This is a genomic window from Rhodanobacter sp. B04 (assembly GCF_002001125.1).
Lineage (GTDB): Bacteria > Pseudomonadota > Gammaproteobacteria > Xanthomonadales > Rhodanobacteraceae > Rhodanobacter.
In genome coordinates, this window is the sequence record NZ_MUNV01000026.1 from 480,844 (window position 1) to 497,009 (window position 16,166).

Sequence of the window (16,166 nt, forward strand, 5' to 3'; positions counted from 1 at the left end):
CGGCGTTGCGGCGGGAGTCATGCTCAGGCAACGGCCTCAGTCTGCAATATCCGGCTCGAAGAAGCTCCAGCGCACGTCGCCAAATTCCGTTTTCATCGCCGCCTCGACGGTATTGATCGCCTCGATCAGATGGCGATCGCTGGCGACCGGCTGCATGCGCGCCTTCACCGCCACCATCACGTCGGGGCCCATCTGCAGGGTGATCAGGTTCAATACCTCGGCGATTTCCGGGCGGCTGTTGAGGAAGCCAATCAGTTCGCTGCGGCGGCGTGGCTCCACGCCCTGGCCGATCAGCAGGGCTTTTACCTCGATCGCCACCAGCACGGCGACCACCACCAGCAGCACGCCGATCGCGATGGTGCCGAGTGCGTCGAACAGCAGATTGCCGGTGAGCATGGTGGCGCCGATCGCCAGCGTGGCCACACACAGGCCGAGCAGGGCGGCGAGGTCTTCGCCGAATATCACCAGCAGTTCGCTGGAGCGCGTCTCGCGGAACCATGTCCACAGGTTCTGCGTGCCGCGCGCCTTGTTCACTTCCTGCAGGCAGCCGTGCATCGAGAAACTTTCGGCGACGATGCCGAATGCCAGCACGCCGAGCGCCAGCCACGGCCACTTCAGCGGCTCGGGATGCGTGAGCTTGTGGATGCCCTCGTAGATCGAGAACATGCCGCCGACGCTGAACAGCAGGATCGCCACCAGGAACGACCAGAAGTACAGCGCACGGCCCCAGCCGAGCGGGTATTCCTCCGACGGTGGCCGTTTTGCCTGGCGCATGCCGAGCAGCAGCAGGCCCTGGTTGCCGCAGTCGGCCAGCGAGTGCACCGCTTCGGCCATCATCGCGCCGGAGCCGGTGATGGTGGCCGCGAACAGCTTGGTGACGAAGATGGCGAAGTTCGCGCCGAGCGCGAGCAGGATCGGCTTCAGCGAATTGGCGTGACCGGACATGCGGCGTCGATCCTGGTGCGGTGATCCCGCAGTCTAGCGGTGTCGCGGAATGGTGCGGGAAGACTCAGCGGATACCGACGCCCACGCCGACACCGAAGTGGATGTTGTTGCGGCCCTGTTCCATTTCCGCCGGTGTCCAGACGTGCGACTGCGCGGCAACGACCAGCGGGAACACGTAGTCGGCCTCGCCGACCTTGCCGGCGCGGCTGCCATTGAGCTTGCCGTTGACCGTCATCAGCGCACCCGGCGGGTAGCTGAGCGGCTCGACATAGCCGGGCATCACCGCGATGAAGCGGCCATTGCCGCTGTCGTTCGTCTGCGGCCGCTGTGAGGAGTCCAGCGGATAGGCCAGCAGTTCGACCTCGCTGTGGTCGGCGAAATTCTGTACCCGCACGATGCGGCCGCCCCAGATCACTTCGTTGCCGGCGAAACGCTCGGGCGATTGCGCCACCTGGGATGGCACGGCGGCGACGGCGTTCGCCACGTTCTTGTAAATCGGCGCCGGTGCACAGGCAGCCAGGGCCAGCGCAAGCAGCGCAGCGGACAGGTGGCGCAGGGAGCGGGCAGTGACGGACATGGTCGAAACTCCAGTGGGCGACTGAGCGAGTACGGTGTGCATGATGGGGCGAGGATGGTTGGGTACGCTATAGCAAGCCGCGTGGGCAGGCTGTGCAGCCACGCCGGAAGGGGAATGACGAGGTTTAAGTTCGCTGGAATGATGGGGCTTGAGGAGGCATTCCATGTATCCCTGTGGTCAACGTTTGCGCGTCGACGCGCCACGCAATGGCGGTCGTGCCGCCGCCAGGCGCGATGCCGGCAACGGGCTTGGCGGCGGTGGTTCGGCACCTTCCTGTCGCAGCCAGTCCAGCTTCCATTCGGCCGGGCGTTCCTGCGACAGCAGGCTGGCCAGCTCGCGCAGCGGTTCGCGCAGCACGTCGTCGAGGTTCCAGGGCGCGTTGAGGATCACCATGCCGGAGCCGTTGAGACGCAGCGGTGAATCGTCCGGGTGCACCAGCAGTTCGGCACGCAGCACGCGCTTCGCGCTGCTGCGCTGCAGGCCGCGCAGGAAGGGTTGCACCTGGCTGCGCAGCTTGATCGGATACCACACGGCGTAAACGCCGGTGGGCCAGCGCAGCAACGCCTCCTTCAGTGCTTTCTCGATCTGCTTGTACTCGGCTTCCTGCGCTTCGTACGGTGGATCGATCAGCACCAGGCCGCGCTTTTCCTTCGGTGGCACCAGCGCCTTCAGCGCCTCGTAGCCATCGCGCTGGTGCACATGCATGCGCGGGTCGCGATGCAGCAGTTCGCGCAGCTTGGCGGCTTCATCCGCATGCAGTTCGCACAGTTGCGCGCTGTCGTCCGGGCGCAGCAGGCGGGCGACCTGCAATGGCGAGCCGGGGTAATACTTCAGGCCCTGCTCGTTGCCTTCGCCGGAGAGGATCAGGCTGCGCCAGCGTTGCAGCAGCGGCGGCACCTTTTCGGCCGGATGCAGTCGCGAGATGCCGTCCTTGTGCTCGCCGGTCTTCTTGGCCTCGAAACCGTCCAGTGCGTAGTTGCCGCTGCCGGCGTGCGTGTCGATGTAGCAGAACGGGGTCGGCTTGGCCTGCAGCGCCTCGATCAGCGCGAGCAGCACGGTGTGCTTGAGGACATCGGCGAAGTTGCCGGCGTGGTACGCGTGGCGGTAATTCATGGCAGTCACGGCGGGCAGGGTGGCCAAGTATAGACGGGCCGGTGTCTGCTTCCCCTTGCGTGGCTTCCATGAGCCGCGGAAATACCGATGGATGCAGGTCCAGAGTTGAGGCAGGGCCACGCAGCGCCTAAGCTGTGCCGATGCGCCGCACGCCACGCCATCTCGTACGTTTGCCGCACCTGCGGGTGATGGCATGGCTGGCGTGGCTGATGCTGGCACTGGCGCCGCTGCATGCGGCACCGGGTGGAATGCCGGATATGGCGCCTGCTGCTGGCCACGCCGCACATCAGGCCCGTATGTCCGATGGCATGCATCACGCCATGACGGTCAAGTCCGGGTGTTGCGACGGTCAAGGCCATGCAGATCACGGCACGACGAATACCTGTCACTGTGCGGCGGCATGCGGCACGGTGTTGCCGGTCATCGCAATGACACTCCTTTCTGCCGTGGCGCCCGCTGTCCTGCATGTCGCCTCACTTCGGGTGATCGCGCCCAAGATCGCGCATGCACCGCCGTTGCGACCTCCATTGCTCCAGGCCTCCGAACTGACCTGATCCGTCGCGCGCTCCGGCCATGACCGTCTGCTGCCGCGCGACGGCGGCCATGACCGACTCCGGCCGCGCCGGGGCACGCTGTGTGGAGCTGCACCATGAAACCTGTCCACCCCTCGGCAGACGCGCTGCCGAGCTACTCCCGCCGTCGCTTTGTGCAAGGCCTCGCGCTGGGCGGGGCGTTTGCCGGTATCGGACTGTGGCGATCATCGCCGGTCTGGGCGCTGACCAGCGCCGGCCAGCCGACCGTGCCGGGCGGCACCGATTTTTCCCTCGACGTGATCGAGGCGCCGGTGAACTACACCGGAGTGCCGCGGCTCGCCACTACGGTGAACGGCGGCGTGCCAGGGCCGGTATTGCGCATGCGGCAGGGCTCGACCGTCACGTTGCGCGTCACCAACCGGCTGCGCGTGCCTACCTCGATCCACTGGCACGGCATCGTGCTGCCGTTCCAGATGGACGGCGTGCCGGGGATCAGTTTTCCCGGCATCGCGCCGGGCGAAACCTTCGTCTACCGGTTCACCCTGCGCCAGTCCGGCACCTACTGGTATCACTCGCACTCGGGCTTCCAGGAACAGACCGGACTCTACGGCGCGCTGGTGGTCGAGCCGGACGGCCCCGAGCGTCATCCCGCCGATCGCGACTACGTGGTGATGCTCAACGACTGGACCGATGAAAACCCCGAGCATGTCTACGCGAAGCTGAAGAAGCAGGGCGACTACTACAACCGCGCCCGGCCTACCGTCGCGGATTTCATGCGCGACGTGCGCCACGAGGGACTCTCGCCGGCGCTGGCACAGCGACGCATGTGGAACGCGATGCGCATGAATCCGACCGACCTGAGCGACGTGTCGGGCAGCACCTATACCTATCTGATGAACGGCACCGCGCCGGCCGGCAATTGGACCGGGCTGTTCCGCGCCGGCGAGAAGATACGCCTGCGCTTCATCAACGGCTCGGCAGCGACGATTTTCGACGTGCGCATTCCGGGCCTGAAGATGACCGTGGTCAGCGCGGATGGCCAGGACGTGGAGCCGGTGGCGATCGACGAATTCCGCATCGCGGTCGCCGAGACCTATGACGTCATCGTGGAGCCGCAGGACGAGCGAGCCTACACGCTGTTCGCGCAGCCGATCGACCGCAGCGGCTACGCGCGCGGCACGCTGGCGCCGCGGCCGGGCATGGAGGCTGCGGTGCCAGCGCTGGATGCGCGGGTCTGGCTCGGCATGCAGGACATGATGGGCGACATGGTTGGCGCGCATGCATCGCACGACATGGCGGACATGGACATGGGCGAGGCGCCGGTGGTGCGCCATGCGCGCACGGAAGTGGGCCCTGCTGTCGGCATGCGCGCGAACACGCCGCGCACCAATCTGGACGATCCCGGCGTCGGTCTGCGCGACAACGGCCGGCGTGTGCTGACGTACGCCGACCTGCGCACGATCGGCGGCCCGATCGATACGCGCGAACCCGGTCGCGAGATCGAGCTGCACCTTACCGGCAACATGGAACGCTACATGTGGTCGTTCGACGGAGTGAAGTTCTCCGATGCCAAACCCGTGCACTTCAACACCGGCGAGCGGCTGCGTATCGTGCTGGTCAACGACACCATGATGAATCACCCGATCCACCTGCACGGCATGTGGAGCGAGCTGGAGGATGCCGACGGCGACTTCCAGGTGCGCAAGCACACCATCAACGTGCAGCCGGCGCAGCGCATCAGTTACGCGGTGACCGCCAACGCGCCGGGGCGCTGGGCTTATCACTGCCACATGCTCTATCACATGGAGGCGGGCATGATGCGCGAGGTGGTGGTGTCATGAGCATGCATGGTCAGACATCCACTTCTTTACGCTGGCGCCGTCTGCTGCTGGCGGCCAGCCTGTCGCTGGCATGGTCGCTGGCCGCGGCGGGGCAAAGTGCCGATACGCCGGCGAATCCGCCGATGCCGATGGACCAGATGGCCATGCCGGGCATGAGCCGTGAGCTGAAGCCGCAGGCGGCTCACGATGCGATGCCGGCGACGGAACATTCGGCGATGCCGAGCATGGATCACCCCAGCACGACTCCAACAAAAGATACGCGCAGCCCGGATTATGCCGATGGCATCGGCCGCGGCACTATGCCGGGCATGGACATGCTCGACCACCAGCCGCTCGGCATGCTGAAGATCGACCAGCTCGAGTTCACCGACGGCCGTTACACCAACGGCCGGGCGTGGGAGGTGGAGGGCTGGTACGGCAACGACAGCGACAAGCTGTGGCTGCGCAGTGAGGGCGATGCCGAGCATGGCCGCATCGAGGAGGGTCAGGTCGAGGCGCTGTGGAGTCATGCCGTTGCCGCGTTCTGGAACACCCAGCTCGGCGTGCGACAGGACGTGGGCGAAGGTCCGCATCGCTCATGGGCCGCCTTCGGCATCCAGGGGCTGGCGCCGTACTGGTTCGAGCTGGAAGCGACTGGCTACCTCGGACCATCCGGCCGCACTGCCGTACGCTTCCGCGCGGAGTACGAGCTGCTGTTCACGCAGCGGCTGATCCTGCAGCCGGAGTTCGAGCTCAATCTCTACGGTAGCGACGATCCGGCCAGCCATGTCGGCAGCGGCCTCTCCGATAGCCAGCTGGGCCTGCGCCTGCGCTACGAAGTCAGTCGGCAGTTCGCGCCCTACATCGGTATCGTGTGGATCCACCGCCATGGTGCGACAGCTAATTACGCGCGGCTGGATGGTCAGCCGTCGATGGACCGGCAATTCGTTGCCGGCGTGCATATCTGGTTCTGAGGACAGCCCATGAAACACTTCACCACCATCATCGCTACCACGGCGGCCCTGGTTGTCATCGGCGGCGTCGGAGTCGGCGCGTTCGTCTACTCCGGCATCTACAACATCGGCGCCGACGATCACCACACGCGACCAGTCTTTGCGCTGATGCAGACATTGCGCGAGCGCTCGATCGAGTCGTACTCGAAGAACCTCACAGTGCCGAACCTGGACGATCCGCAATTGATCCTCAAGGGCGCCGGCCAGTACGCGGCGATGTGCACCGGTTGCCATCTGGCGCCAGGCATGGCCGATTCCGAAATCCGGCCGGGGCTGTATCCGCAGCCACCCGAACTGGCGAAGTTCCGTTCCGATCCGCGCGAAGCGTTCTGGGTGATCAAGCACGGCATCAAGATGAGCGCGATGCCGGCATGGGGTGGCAGCCACGACGACGCCACCATCTGGAGCATGGTGGCGTTCCTGCAGAAGCTGCCGGGTCTGACACCGGGCGAGTACAAGGCGATCGTGGCGAAGGCGCCGCCGGACGATGACATGGGGCCGATGGATGACGACCACGGCCACCGCGATGCGAAGCAGCCATCCGCCATGACCACGCCAGCCAGGTCGACCAGCGCGGCCATGCCAGGCATGACTCAGTAGGCGACGGTGATGCGCTGGCGCAGGGCGTCATGCTTTTCGATGCGGTCGAGCAGGGCGACCGCGTAATCGGGAACGGTGATGCGGCTGACGCCGTTGGCATCGACCAGCAACTGGTCGCCACCGACGCGGTACTTGCCGCTGCGTTCGCCATCCTCGATCAGGGCAGCTGGGCTGATGTAGGTCCAGTCCACATCGGCCTTGCTCGCGCGGAAAACGTCGAGTGCGCGGCCTTGCGCCTTCGCTTCCGGCTTCCACGCGTCGGGGAAATGCGGGTCGTCGATGACCTTGACGCCCGGCGCCACTTCCAGCGAGCCGGCGCCGCCGACCCACAGCAGGCGCTTCACGCCGGCTTTCGGCAGGTTGTCCAGCAACACGCCGGCATTCGCAGGCACGCTGTCGGGGTTGCCGTCGCGGCGCGCGGAAAGGCTGGCCACCACGGCATCCGCGCCGCGCACGGCGTCGAGCCAGGTGGCCGGCTGGGCGACGTCGCCGGTGACGACCTTCAGCCTGGCGTTGTGCCGGGTGAGGCGGCTCGGGTCGCGCACCACGGCGACGACGTCATGACCACGCGACAGCGCTTCATGGAGGATGCCCTGGCCGAGATGGCCGGTGGCGCCGAACAATGCGATTTTCATGGGTGGCTCCGGTAGCTGCCGCGCAGTGGATGGTCGGCGGCTGATGGAGCAAAGCATGCGCGCCATGATTGGTTTGATAAATCGCCCAATGCATAATTCACTGTAAATCCATAGTTGACAGTGGTGATCCCGTGGCAAATGAAGTCAATCTCAACCGGCTCGCGGTGTTCGTGGCGCTGGTGCGTGCCGGCTCGTTCACGGCGGCGGCCGAGCAGCTGGGGCTGACCAAGGCGATGGTCAGCCAGCATCTGGCGCGGCTGGAACAGGAGTTGGGCACCACGCTGCTGCTGCGCAGTACCAGGCGCATGTCGTTGACCGAGGCCGGCGCGGTCTTCCATGCCGATTGCGTGCGCCTGCTCGCCGATGCCGAGGCGGCGATTGCGCGGGTGGGTGGCAATCGCGATACGCCCAGCGGCACGCTGCGCCTCACCACCTCGACCGACTACGGCATGGCGGTGGTAGCGCCGGCACTGGCGAGCTTCTGCCAGTCGCATCCGCAGGTGCAGGTCGACCTGGTGATCGGCGACCGGATCAACGACCTGATTGCTGAGCGTTTCGACCTGGCGATACGCGTGGGCTGGCTGCGCGACTCCAGCCTGCATGCCACCCGCCTGGGCAGTTTTCGCCAGATGGTGGTGGCCACGCCGGCTTATCTGGCGGCGCACGGTACGCCGCGTCGTCCGGAGCAGCTGGCGACGCACGGCTGGATTGCGATGTCGGTGCTGGCGACGCCGCTGCGCTGGACCTTTGTCAACAGCGGTGGCACCCGGCGAACCGTGCGCATGAAGCCGGTGGCCCAGGCCAACAACGCCGCCGCGGTGCGCGCGATGGTGCTGGCCGGTGCCGGCGTGGCGGTGCTGCCGGATTATCTGGCCGAGGAAGATGTCCGCGCCGGACGACTGGTGGCGTTGCTGGCGCAATACCGGTTGCCCGAGGGCGGCATTCACGCGGTCTATCCGGGGCGACAGCCGCCAGCGAAGGTGCGCAGTTTCATCGAGCATCTACGCGGGCTGCTCGCGGGTGTGTGAGCCGGCGGGCCGTGGTCAGTCGACGATGCTGTGGCTCTCGGTGGTGCCTAGCAGTTCGGGCTGCTTCGTGCCGCGCCGCGTGCGATTCAGCAGCGGATGCGCGAACACCGCCGCGAGGATCACCGCCACGCCGGCGTAGAACCAACGGTCCAGTTCATGCTGCTCGCCAAGCAGCACGATCGCCAGCACGATCGCATAGACCGGCTCAAGATTGGTCACCATCTGTGTACCGAACGCGCTCATGTGACGCAGCGCCACCAAGGCCAGCGTGAACGGCAGCAAGGTGCAGCCGAACGACAGCGCCAGCAGCAGCAATGCATCGTGCAGGCCCGGCAGCACGAAGGCCGGCCCGGTATGCGGCAACAGCGGCGCCAGCGCGGTGAGGAAGAGCGTGCCGGTGCCCAACTCGATGCAGGTCACCGTCAGCGGATCGCCGTGCTCGACCAGCCGCTTGTTGAGCGAGCCGAACAGCGCCACGAACAGCGCCGACAGCACGCCCACCGCGATGCCCAGGCGCATGCCGTGCGGCACGCCGCCGACCACCATCATCACGCCCGGCACCACCGCTACGCCGATCATCAGCTCGCGCGGATCGAACCTGCGCTTGGCGATCCACGGTTCGATGAAGGCGAGGAACACCGGCCCCAGCGCGATGCAGGTGGCGCCGACCGAGGCGTTAGACAGCTTGATCGCCGCATAGAAAGTCAGCCAGTGCAGCGACACCAGCACGCCGATGCCGGCATACGCCCAGATCAGCCGGGCCGGCATCGCGCGCAAGCCGCGCCAGACCTTCGGCATCAGCAACAGCGATGCCACCACCAGCAACATGCGCCACCACACCAGCGGCAACGCCGGCAGCGTGATCAATTTGCCGAGAATGGCGGTGAAGCCCCACAGCAACACGCAGAAGTGAATCTGCAGACGGGCCTGGTTGACGGGTTGCATGGGGAGTTCGCGCGGGGGAGTACCCGCATTCTAGCGCCGGCCGCCTCGTGTGCAGGCGCACCCTGTGCGCGACGCTCCGAGGCTGATCGAGCCCAGAGCATCGCACGCAGGGTACTCCTACAGGTCATCCGGCTTTGCGCTTGGCGGGAGGCATCATCTTCCTGGAGCTGCGCAGCTGCTGCAGCACGATGCGGCAGGTGTCGTCGTTGCCGGTGTCGTGGCTGGGCGCGACCAGGGCGAGCAGTGCGGCCGCGGGCGCAGCAACCACGCCGAGCGCGACCGCGCCGGCGCCGCGGATCAGCAACGGCCCTTTCTGCACGCCGACGTCGGGATTCTTGAACGTTCCTTTGACGTACAGCGGCGAGCGCAGCGAGAAGATGCGCAAACCCTTGGTGTGGGGCGTGACATCGAGGTCGAGTCGTTCGCTGGCCATGTTGGCGGTGCCACTGACATTGATGGTGGCATCTTCCGTATCGAACACGAACAACCGTGCATCGAACAGGCCGTCGGTGGCGGTGAAATCCGAAGCGGCACAGTTGATCTTCACCGTCTTGTCGCCGAACAGCTTGCCGATGATGATGTTGCCTACATTGAGGCTGGCGGTTTCCAGCAGGGTCTTGCTGATCGCGCCGTCGTTCATCAGCAGCTTCAGCTCGCCATTGGCATGGGCCAGTAGGGCGGCCACCGAGTTGCCGCGCACGCCGAGATCCGCATCGCCATTGATCTCGCCGAAGCTGGTCTGCATCGGCGCGAATTCCGGAAGCAGCTGCTTGAGCTTGAGATGACGCGCGCTCAGTTTCAGCGTGCCCCGCATCGGCGATTTGCCACCATCCAGGCGGATATCGCTGCGGATGCTGCCGCCGGCCACGCCGAAGTTCAGCGGATCCAGCTGCAGCAAACCGTCGGTCATGCTCAAGTGGGTATTCAATGACTCGATCGGCAGGTCGGGCCCGTGCACGATGCGTGCGGCGCTGAACTGCACGTCCGCATCCATCGCTTGCCAGCGATCGGTGCGGAAGGGTTCGACCGGCAGCACCTTGTCGGCGGGTTGCACGGTGGCATCCCCGCGTTGCTGCTTTTCGGTGTTGGAATCGGCCCCGATCAGTGGCGCGAGATCGGCAAATTGCAGCAGTTGCGATTTCACGCTGCCGCTCAATTTCGGCCGCGCACCGCCGGTGGTGTAATCGAGATCGCCGGCCAGGTCGCTGCCGCCGACACGGCCACGGAAGTGTTGATAGCTGTAGCGACTGCCATTGCGGTGGAGTTCGGCGGTGAGGCGTCCCTCGGTGGCATACGGCGGGGTATCGGGCAGGGTGACGCCGATGATCGGATACAGCTTGGCCATGCTGGAACCGGTGAACCACAGTCTGAGATCGAGTGCCGCCAGATGCGCCGGATCGGTCAGCGTGCCGACCAGGGCGATATGGCTGTCGCCGATGTGCAGTTTGGCCTGCACCGGAAACGGCTGGCCGTTCTGCTGCAAGGCCAGCACCGCGCCGATCCGGCCGCTGCCGCTGGCTGGTACACCTTGATACGTACCGTCGGCCTTCCATGCGAACTGGTAACTGGTCTCGCTGGCGGCATGGTTTTCGTTGTCCGTATCGTTGTTTCCGGCGTTGGTCACCGTCTTGCCTGCGGCCGTGCCGGCCGTCTTGCCGGCCTGTGCGCGGGCATCAATCGATTCCTGGGCCACAATCTGGTCGTAGGGGATCGCCTGCTGCAAGGGCTCGATGCTGAACTGGAGCTTCACCCGGCTGGCGGCATCGTCCAGCGCGATCTGGCCACGATCGAAACCGATCGCGCCGAGGTCGAGCGCCCACGCCGATGGTGTACTGCTCTGCGGCAGACTGAAGTCCCACGTGGCCTGTCCCTGCCTGTTGCGTTCGAGGTCGATACTCGGCTGCACCAGTTGCACTGACGGAATGCTGATGCGATGCACAAGCAGCCCCAGCGGCGACAAACGAAAACGCAAGCCGTCCAGATGCGCGAACTGCGGCCGCCTTGCCCCGGACGGATTGGCAATCTGGATATCGCGCGCGGTGAATTCGGGCCATGGCACCAGTGCGGCCAGTCCGCCCTCGGCCGGCTCGCGCTGCCATGCCACGCTCAGATCGCCATGGATCGCGAACGGGCGGCCTATGGCCTGGCTGACTTTCTCGTCGAGGTAGGGCTTGAGCCGGTTCCAGTCAAAGGTGGCGGTGACGATCACCCCCACGAAGATCAGCATCAATGCTGTACCCACGATCCAGCTCAATGCCTTGCGGCTGCGTTTCATCGGTGGCTTCCCGCACAACGCCCTGCAATAGCGAGCTCTGACCTGCACTGATAGCGCAGCCCATGGCAAGGTTATGTGTGGAAGCTCCCGAACGGCTCAGCAGGGATTCATGCCGGCGGCATCATCTCTCGACGCGGTCGCGTTGGCGCCGACCGCGACGCCAGCGACGGCATGCGCAACCACGCCAGCGGCATCGCTGCTTGCCTGCAGGTTGCTGCGGGGCTTGTCTAAACCGGGGTTTCCCGGCTCTAATCCGGAAGCCGCGCTGGGCGGGAATCGGGGGATTCATGCAGGACAGGGAAACGGTGCGCGGCCATTTCCGCGCACGCCGCGTGTGGCCATGGCTGGGCATGCTGTTACTGCTGATGGTGGCGCCGTCGTACGGCAAGAGCTATCAGCGTGGTGGGTATCACTTCGACGTTGCGCCGGCGCCTGCCTGGGTCCAGGTGCGCAAGGTGGCCGATCACTGGCCGGTGGATGCGCCGGGTGCCAGCGGGGAGCGTTGGCGTTTCTGGCTGATGGACACGCAGATCGATCGGCGCCACGGCCATCGCGATGTCTATGTCGACAGGGTCTACGAGCCGGTCAGCCAGGAGATGGTGCGCGAAGCTGGCAAATTCGCGATCAACTTCAATCCCGATTTCGAGACGCTCACCCTGCACCGGGTCGAGTTGCGCCGTGGTGGCGCATGGCAGCAACGCCTGAATCCGGACACGGTGACCCTGGCGCGGCGGGAAAGCAGTTTCGACAGCAGCGACATGGCCACCGGTGAGGTCAGTGCGCTGATCGTGCTGGACGACGTGCGTGCCGGCGATGTGGTGAGGATCAGCTACACGATCAGCGGTTCCAATCCGATCCTGGGCGGCATGGAGGCCGAGAAATTCTTCTCCGACTGGTTCGAGCCGATCCTTGAGCGCCATGCACGGGTGTGGTGGGACGCAGGCTTGCCGCTGGACGTGCGCACCTCGAAGGGACTGGCGGCACCGACCGTGGTTAGCCAGGGCGACAGCGAGTCGGTATCGCTGGACCTGGCGAAGCTTCCGGCGGTCTACAACGAAGGCTCCTATCCGCGCTGGTACTCGCCGACAGGTAGTCTCAATGTTTCGGTCAAGCGCAGTTGGAGCGACGTGGCGGCATGGGCGCGCAAGCTCTACCCGGCGCCCCAGCCGCTGCCGGCCGACCTGCAGCAACGGATTCGCCAGTGGCAGGGTTTGCCCGACGTGGATCAGCGGATTGCCGCAGCCTTGCGCAGCGTGCAGGAGGAGGTGCGTTACTTCGGCGTCGAGCTGGGCGAGAGCTCGCACCGCCCGGCCGAGCCCGCCGAAACCTGGAAGCGTCGTTACGGCGATTGCAAGGACAAGGCCCGCCTGCTCGCTACGATCCTTCGCGCGATGGGCATTGAGGCCTATCCGGCGATGGTCTCGGCGGCCGAGAGCCGTGGCGTGCACGACTGGCCGGCCAGTCCGAACGCGTTCGACCACGTGATCGTCCAGGTGCGCCTGCCGGATACCGTGTTGTGGCTGGACGCCACCCAGACCCAGCAGCGAGGCCCGGTGCGCAGCCTGTCGCGTGACCTGCTCGGCACCGCCCTGCTGGTGTCGCCGGACAGCCACGACCTGGTGGATATCCAGCGTCAACCGAGCGCGGTCGACCACATCCGCATCGACGAGCACTATGTGCCCGATCCGCAGGGGCGCGGCGTGCGGCTCGAGCTTCGCAGCGAATTCCGCGGCAGTGTCGCGGAGGGCATGCGGCAGCAGCTGCAGGTCAAGTCCGTCGATGAGCTCGCGCGCAGCTATTCCGACTACTACCGTCGTCGCTTCGGCGAACTGGATGGTGCTGCACCGGCGATCCACGACAATGCCGATACCGGGGCGCTGGTCATCACCGCGCAGTATCACCTTGCCGACCCCTGGGTGGAACACGCTGGCCGTGCCATTGATCTGAACGCCGATGCGATCGGCGGCTTGATGAACCTGCCGCAGGTGGCCAGACGCAGCGCGCCGTACGCGATCGGCGTGCCTGTCGAGGTGGAGCAGACGATACGCTTCGATGTGCCTGGCGGCTGGTCGCCGATCAACCTGCCGGTGTCCCAGCAATGGGGGGACAAGGCGATGAAGTTCGAGCACCGCCTCGAGATCGACGGCAGCCATGTCGTGCTCGCCAACCACTACAGCGGGCTGGCCGAAGACGTGTCTGCAGCCGACTTCCCGGCGCATTTCGAGCTGATGCGCAAGACGCGCGAACAGATCTTCACGCGATTGAGCTTCCGGGCGCCAGCTGGCGCGGGTGACACGCAGGATCGCGACCAGCGGCTGGACAAGCTGCTGCGCGGCGTGATGGAGCAGAGCGATGCCCATGGGAGTTGAGCCGATGTCGCGGACATGGGTCCGTGCCGCGTTCGCCGTCATGCTGGTCGCATCAGCGTGGTCGCTCGGTGCGGCAGGGCAGCCGGTTGCGGCCGCCACTCCGCTTGATACGCCAGTGGCGGCGTTGTGGCAGAGAATGTTCGCGCGGCACGACCTGCAGGCATGGCAGGCTGCCAACAAGCTTTCGAGCGAGCTGTATGGCAATGGCGACACCGTCGATGCCGGGCTGTGCCGTCAGCGCGACCAGGCGTTGCAGCAGTCCTTGCGGGACGATCCGGTCTCTCTTGTGCTGTGGGACGTGGCCTATCGCTGTGCCGCAGCCGTCGGCGACGATGCGCTGGCCGGGCAGCGTGGGCAGGCGATGGCCGCACTGCTGAAGCAGAGTCTGGATGCCCGCCCGCTCGGCGAGGAAAACACGCCGATCCGCATCAGCACCAGTTCCGATGCATTCACGTTGATCCGTCATTCGGGCCAGCAGCTGCTGTACGCCTATTACGACGTATTCTCCAATGCGCCGCCGATGACCCTGCATGTGGCCCTGTGGGACGCGGGGGCGCAGCGCGAGCGCTGGCTGAGTTTCGACGTGACCGACAGCGTCGCGCAACTGTCCGGCGATCCCAAGCTGCGCTATCCGATTGCCCGGCAAAGCCTGGGACTGCAGTGGCTCAAGCTCGTTGCTGCGAAAGAGCCGCAATCGTATTCCGCCAGCGCACTGCGGACTTACCAACTGCATCTCAAGCCGGTTGATGCCACGGTGATCAACGGTTACCAGGACGAGTCGCGCCGTGGCAACTACCTGGGCGCGTACGCGCTGGGCTACCTGTGCCTGGCCGGGTCGGATCATGGCTGCGGCAGTCAGGCTGTCGATGCCTTGTTGCCCTGGGCCGAACACCATTCCGCGCAGTCCATGCTGTTCCTCGCCCGCGCCTACGCCACCGGCAACGGAGTAAAGGCGGATCGGGATGCAGCCATGAAGCTGCTGCTGGCGGCCGATGCGCGGCTGGGCGATGGCCGTGGTTTGCGCTGGTATGCACAGAGCCTGGTCAGCGACAAGAGGGCCAGCTCGATCGATGCGGAGGTCTGGCAGCGGTTGCAGAAGCGTGCGGCAGGCGACGACGTGCCGGCGCTTCTGCTGCTGATCGCACACCAGTGGCATGAACACACCGGTTCGCTGGATTCGGGCCAGCGTGCCGCCCTGGAACGCGCGGCCGCGGCCGGTTACCGCGAGGCACAGTATTTCTATTCGCTGGTGCTGCGTCAGCAGGGGCACGTCGCAGCGGCACAGAGCTGGTTGCACAAGGCTGCCGACGCAGGGCTGGCGGTGGCCCAGGCGGATCTGGCCGATGCCTACCGGTTCGGGCGGGGCGAGCCGCTGGACATGGTGCAGGCGCTCGGTTTGTACGGGCGTGCCGCCACGCAGGGCAATGCCGCAGCGATGAAATACCTCGGCTACTGGCACCAGTTTGTCGACACGGCGCCGGATCACCTGGTCGTGGCGGAGCGCTGGCTGCAGAGCGCCATCCTGGTGCAGGACAGGCAGGCACCGCTGAACCTGGCATATCTGTACATAATCGGTGGCCAGGGCCTGGACAGCACGCCAGCGCAGGGTCTGCAGTATTTGCGCGCGCTTGCTGCCGCTCCGGACGGCGCCGAGGCGCGTCGTCGTCTGGCCGGACTGCTGGCCGACGGCGACCATGTGCCGAAGGATTTCGTCGAGGCGCGCTCCCTGTTGACGGGCGATGCCAAAAACGGCGATGTCGCTTCACAGAGTCGTCTTGGCCTGCTGCTGACCAACACGGGCAATCCACAGCGCGATCCGGCAGAAGGATTGCGCTGGTTGCGTCAGGCCGCAGCCAGCCACGATGCCGAGGCGATGGCTGCACTGGGCAAGGTTTATGTCGACGGCGCCGGTGGGCACAAGGATCTGCCAGGCGCTTTGGCCCTGTGGCGTGAGGCGGCAGCGAAGGGCAATTTCGCCGCGATCAACGATCTGGCATGGTGGTCGTGCACGTCGCGCGACCCGGTGCTGCACAACCCTGCGCTCGGCATGAGCTACGCGCGCTCGATGGAGCTGCGTGCCGATCTTGATCCGGCTGGTCGCGATACGGTCGCTGCGTGCTATGCCGCGCAGGGACAGTTCGATCGTGCGCTGGCGATCGAGCAGCGTGCGCTGACCGACATGATCCGGATCGAGAGCGAGCAGTCGCCGAACCTGCAACGATTGCGTGACCATCTTGCGTTGTATCGACTGCGTCAGACGTCTGCCGCACCGAAGTCGGCGTGGCCGCCACCCCCGCCGCCACCACCGCCACC

Annotated in this window: 12 protein-coding genes and 1 pseudogene; 7 read left to right on the forward strand and 6 right to left on the reverse strand. The window is 65.8% G+C overall.

The window, feature by feature from the left end; genetic code table 11:
• Positions 1-36: 36 nt before the first annotated feature.
• The 3 genes from B0E46_RS17000 to rlmJ all read right to left on the reverse strand — a co-directional run bounded on the left by B0E46_RS17000 (position 37) and on the right by rlmJ (position 2,635).
• Positions 37-945: a cation transporter gene (locus B0E46_RS17000; RefSeq protein WP_077556897.1), complete on the reverse strand. Its 909-nt coding sequence runs from the start codon at positions 943-945 to the stop codon at positions 37-39.
• A 64-nt stretch (positions 946-1,009) separates the two neighbouring features.
• The gene (locus B0E46_RS17005) at positions 1,010-1,522 is read right to left on the reverse strand and encodes a Slp family lipoprotein (RefSeq protein WP_077556898.1); all 513 of its coding nucleotides are present in this window, start codon (positions 1,520-1,522) and stop codon (positions 1,010-1,012) included.
• A gap of 177 nt (positions 1,523-1,699) precedes the next feature.
• Positions 1,700-2,635 (reverse strand): 23S rRNA (adenine(2030)-N(6))-methyltransferase RlmJ, encoded by a 936-nt coding sequence (gene rlmJ / locus B0E46_RS17010; RefSeq protein ID WP_077556899.1) that lies wholly within the window; start codon positions 2,633-2,635, stop codon positions 1,700-1,702.
• A gap of 140 nt (positions 2,636-2,775) precedes the next feature.
• Between rlmJ and B0E46_RS17015 the strand changes: the two genes are divergently transcribed.
• The 4 genes and pseudogenes from B0E46_RS17015 to B0E46_RS17030 all read left to right on the forward strand — a co-directional run.
• The gene (locus B0E46_RS17015; RefSeq protein WP_077556900.1) at positions 2,776-3,189 is read left to right on the forward strand and encodes a hypothetical protein; all 414 of its coding nucleotides are present in this window, start codon (positions 2,776-2,778) and stop codon (positions 3,187-3,189) included.
• Positions 3,190-3,284: 95 nt separating this feature from the next.
• Positions 3,285-5,009, forward strand: coding sequence for a copper resistance system multicopper oxidase (locus B0E46_RS17020; protein WP_077556954.1), 1,725 nt, complete (start codon positions 3,285-3,287; stop codon positions 5,007-5,009).
• Complete coding sequence (locus tag B0E46_RS17025; RefSeq protein ID WP_077556901.1) at positions 5,006-5,962, forward strand: copper resistance protein B; 957 nt, start codon at positions 5,006-5,008, stop codon at positions 5,960-5,962. The genes B0E46_RS17020 and B0E46_RS17025 overlap by 4 nt, the downstream gene beginning before the upstream one ends.
• A gap of 9 nt (positions 5,963-5,971) precedes the next feature.
• Positions 5,972-6,520 (forward strand): annotated as a pseudogene (locus B0E46_RS17030) (cytochrome c); the annotation flags it as partial.
• 74 nt (positions 6,521-6,594) lie between these two features.
• Here B0E46_RS17030 and B0E46_RS17035 read toward each other — a convergent pair.
• Positions 6,595-7,236, reverse strand: a complete 642-nt coding sequence (locus B0E46_RS17035) for an NAD(P)-dependent oxidoreductase (protein ID WP_077556903.1) — start codon at positions 7,234-7,236, stop codon at positions 6,595-6,597.
• 131 nt (positions 7,237-7,367) lie between these two features.
• Between B0E46_RS17035 and B0E46_RS17040 the strand changes: the two genes are divergently transcribed.
• Entirely contained in the window at positions 7,368-8,264 is an 897-nt protein-coding gene (locus B0E46_RS17040; protein ID WP_139350610.1) for a LysR family transcriptional regulator, read from the forward strand.
• 15 nt (positions 8,265-8,279) lie between these two features.
• On the opposite strand, the gene B0E46_RS17045 is transcribed toward B0E46_RS17040, so the two are convergent.
• Positions 8,280-9,209, reverse strand: a complete 930-nt coding sequence (locus B0E46_RS17045; protein ID WP_077556905.1) for a DMT family transporter — start codon at positions 9,207-9,209, stop codon at positions 8,280-8,282.
• Between the two features lie 124 nt (positions 9,210-9,333).
• Positions 9,334-11,484 (reverse strand): AsmA family protein, encoded by a 2,151-nt coding sequence (locus B0E46_RS17050; protein ID WP_077556906.1) that lies wholly within the window; start codon positions 11,482-11,484, stop codon positions 9,334-9,336.
• Between the two features lie 287 nt (positions 11,485-11,771).
• On the opposite strand from B0E46_RS17050, the gene B0E46_RS17055 reads away from it, so the two are divergent.
• Together B0E46_RS17055 and B0E46_RS17060 are read left to right on the forward strand one after the other, a co-directional pair.
• Positions 11,772-13,853 (forward strand): DUF3857 and transglutaminase domain-containing protein, encoded by a 2,082-nt coding sequence (locus B0E46_RS17055; RefSeq protein ID WP_168171240.1) that lies wholly within the window; start codon positions 11,772-11,774, stop codon positions 13,851-13,853.
• Positions 13,854-13,857: 4 nt separating this feature from the next.
• A partial coding sequence (locus B0E46_RS17060; RefSeq protein ID WP_174567094.1) for a tetratricopeptide repeat protein occupies positions 13,858-16,166 on the forward strand: 2,309 nt, incomplete at its 3' end.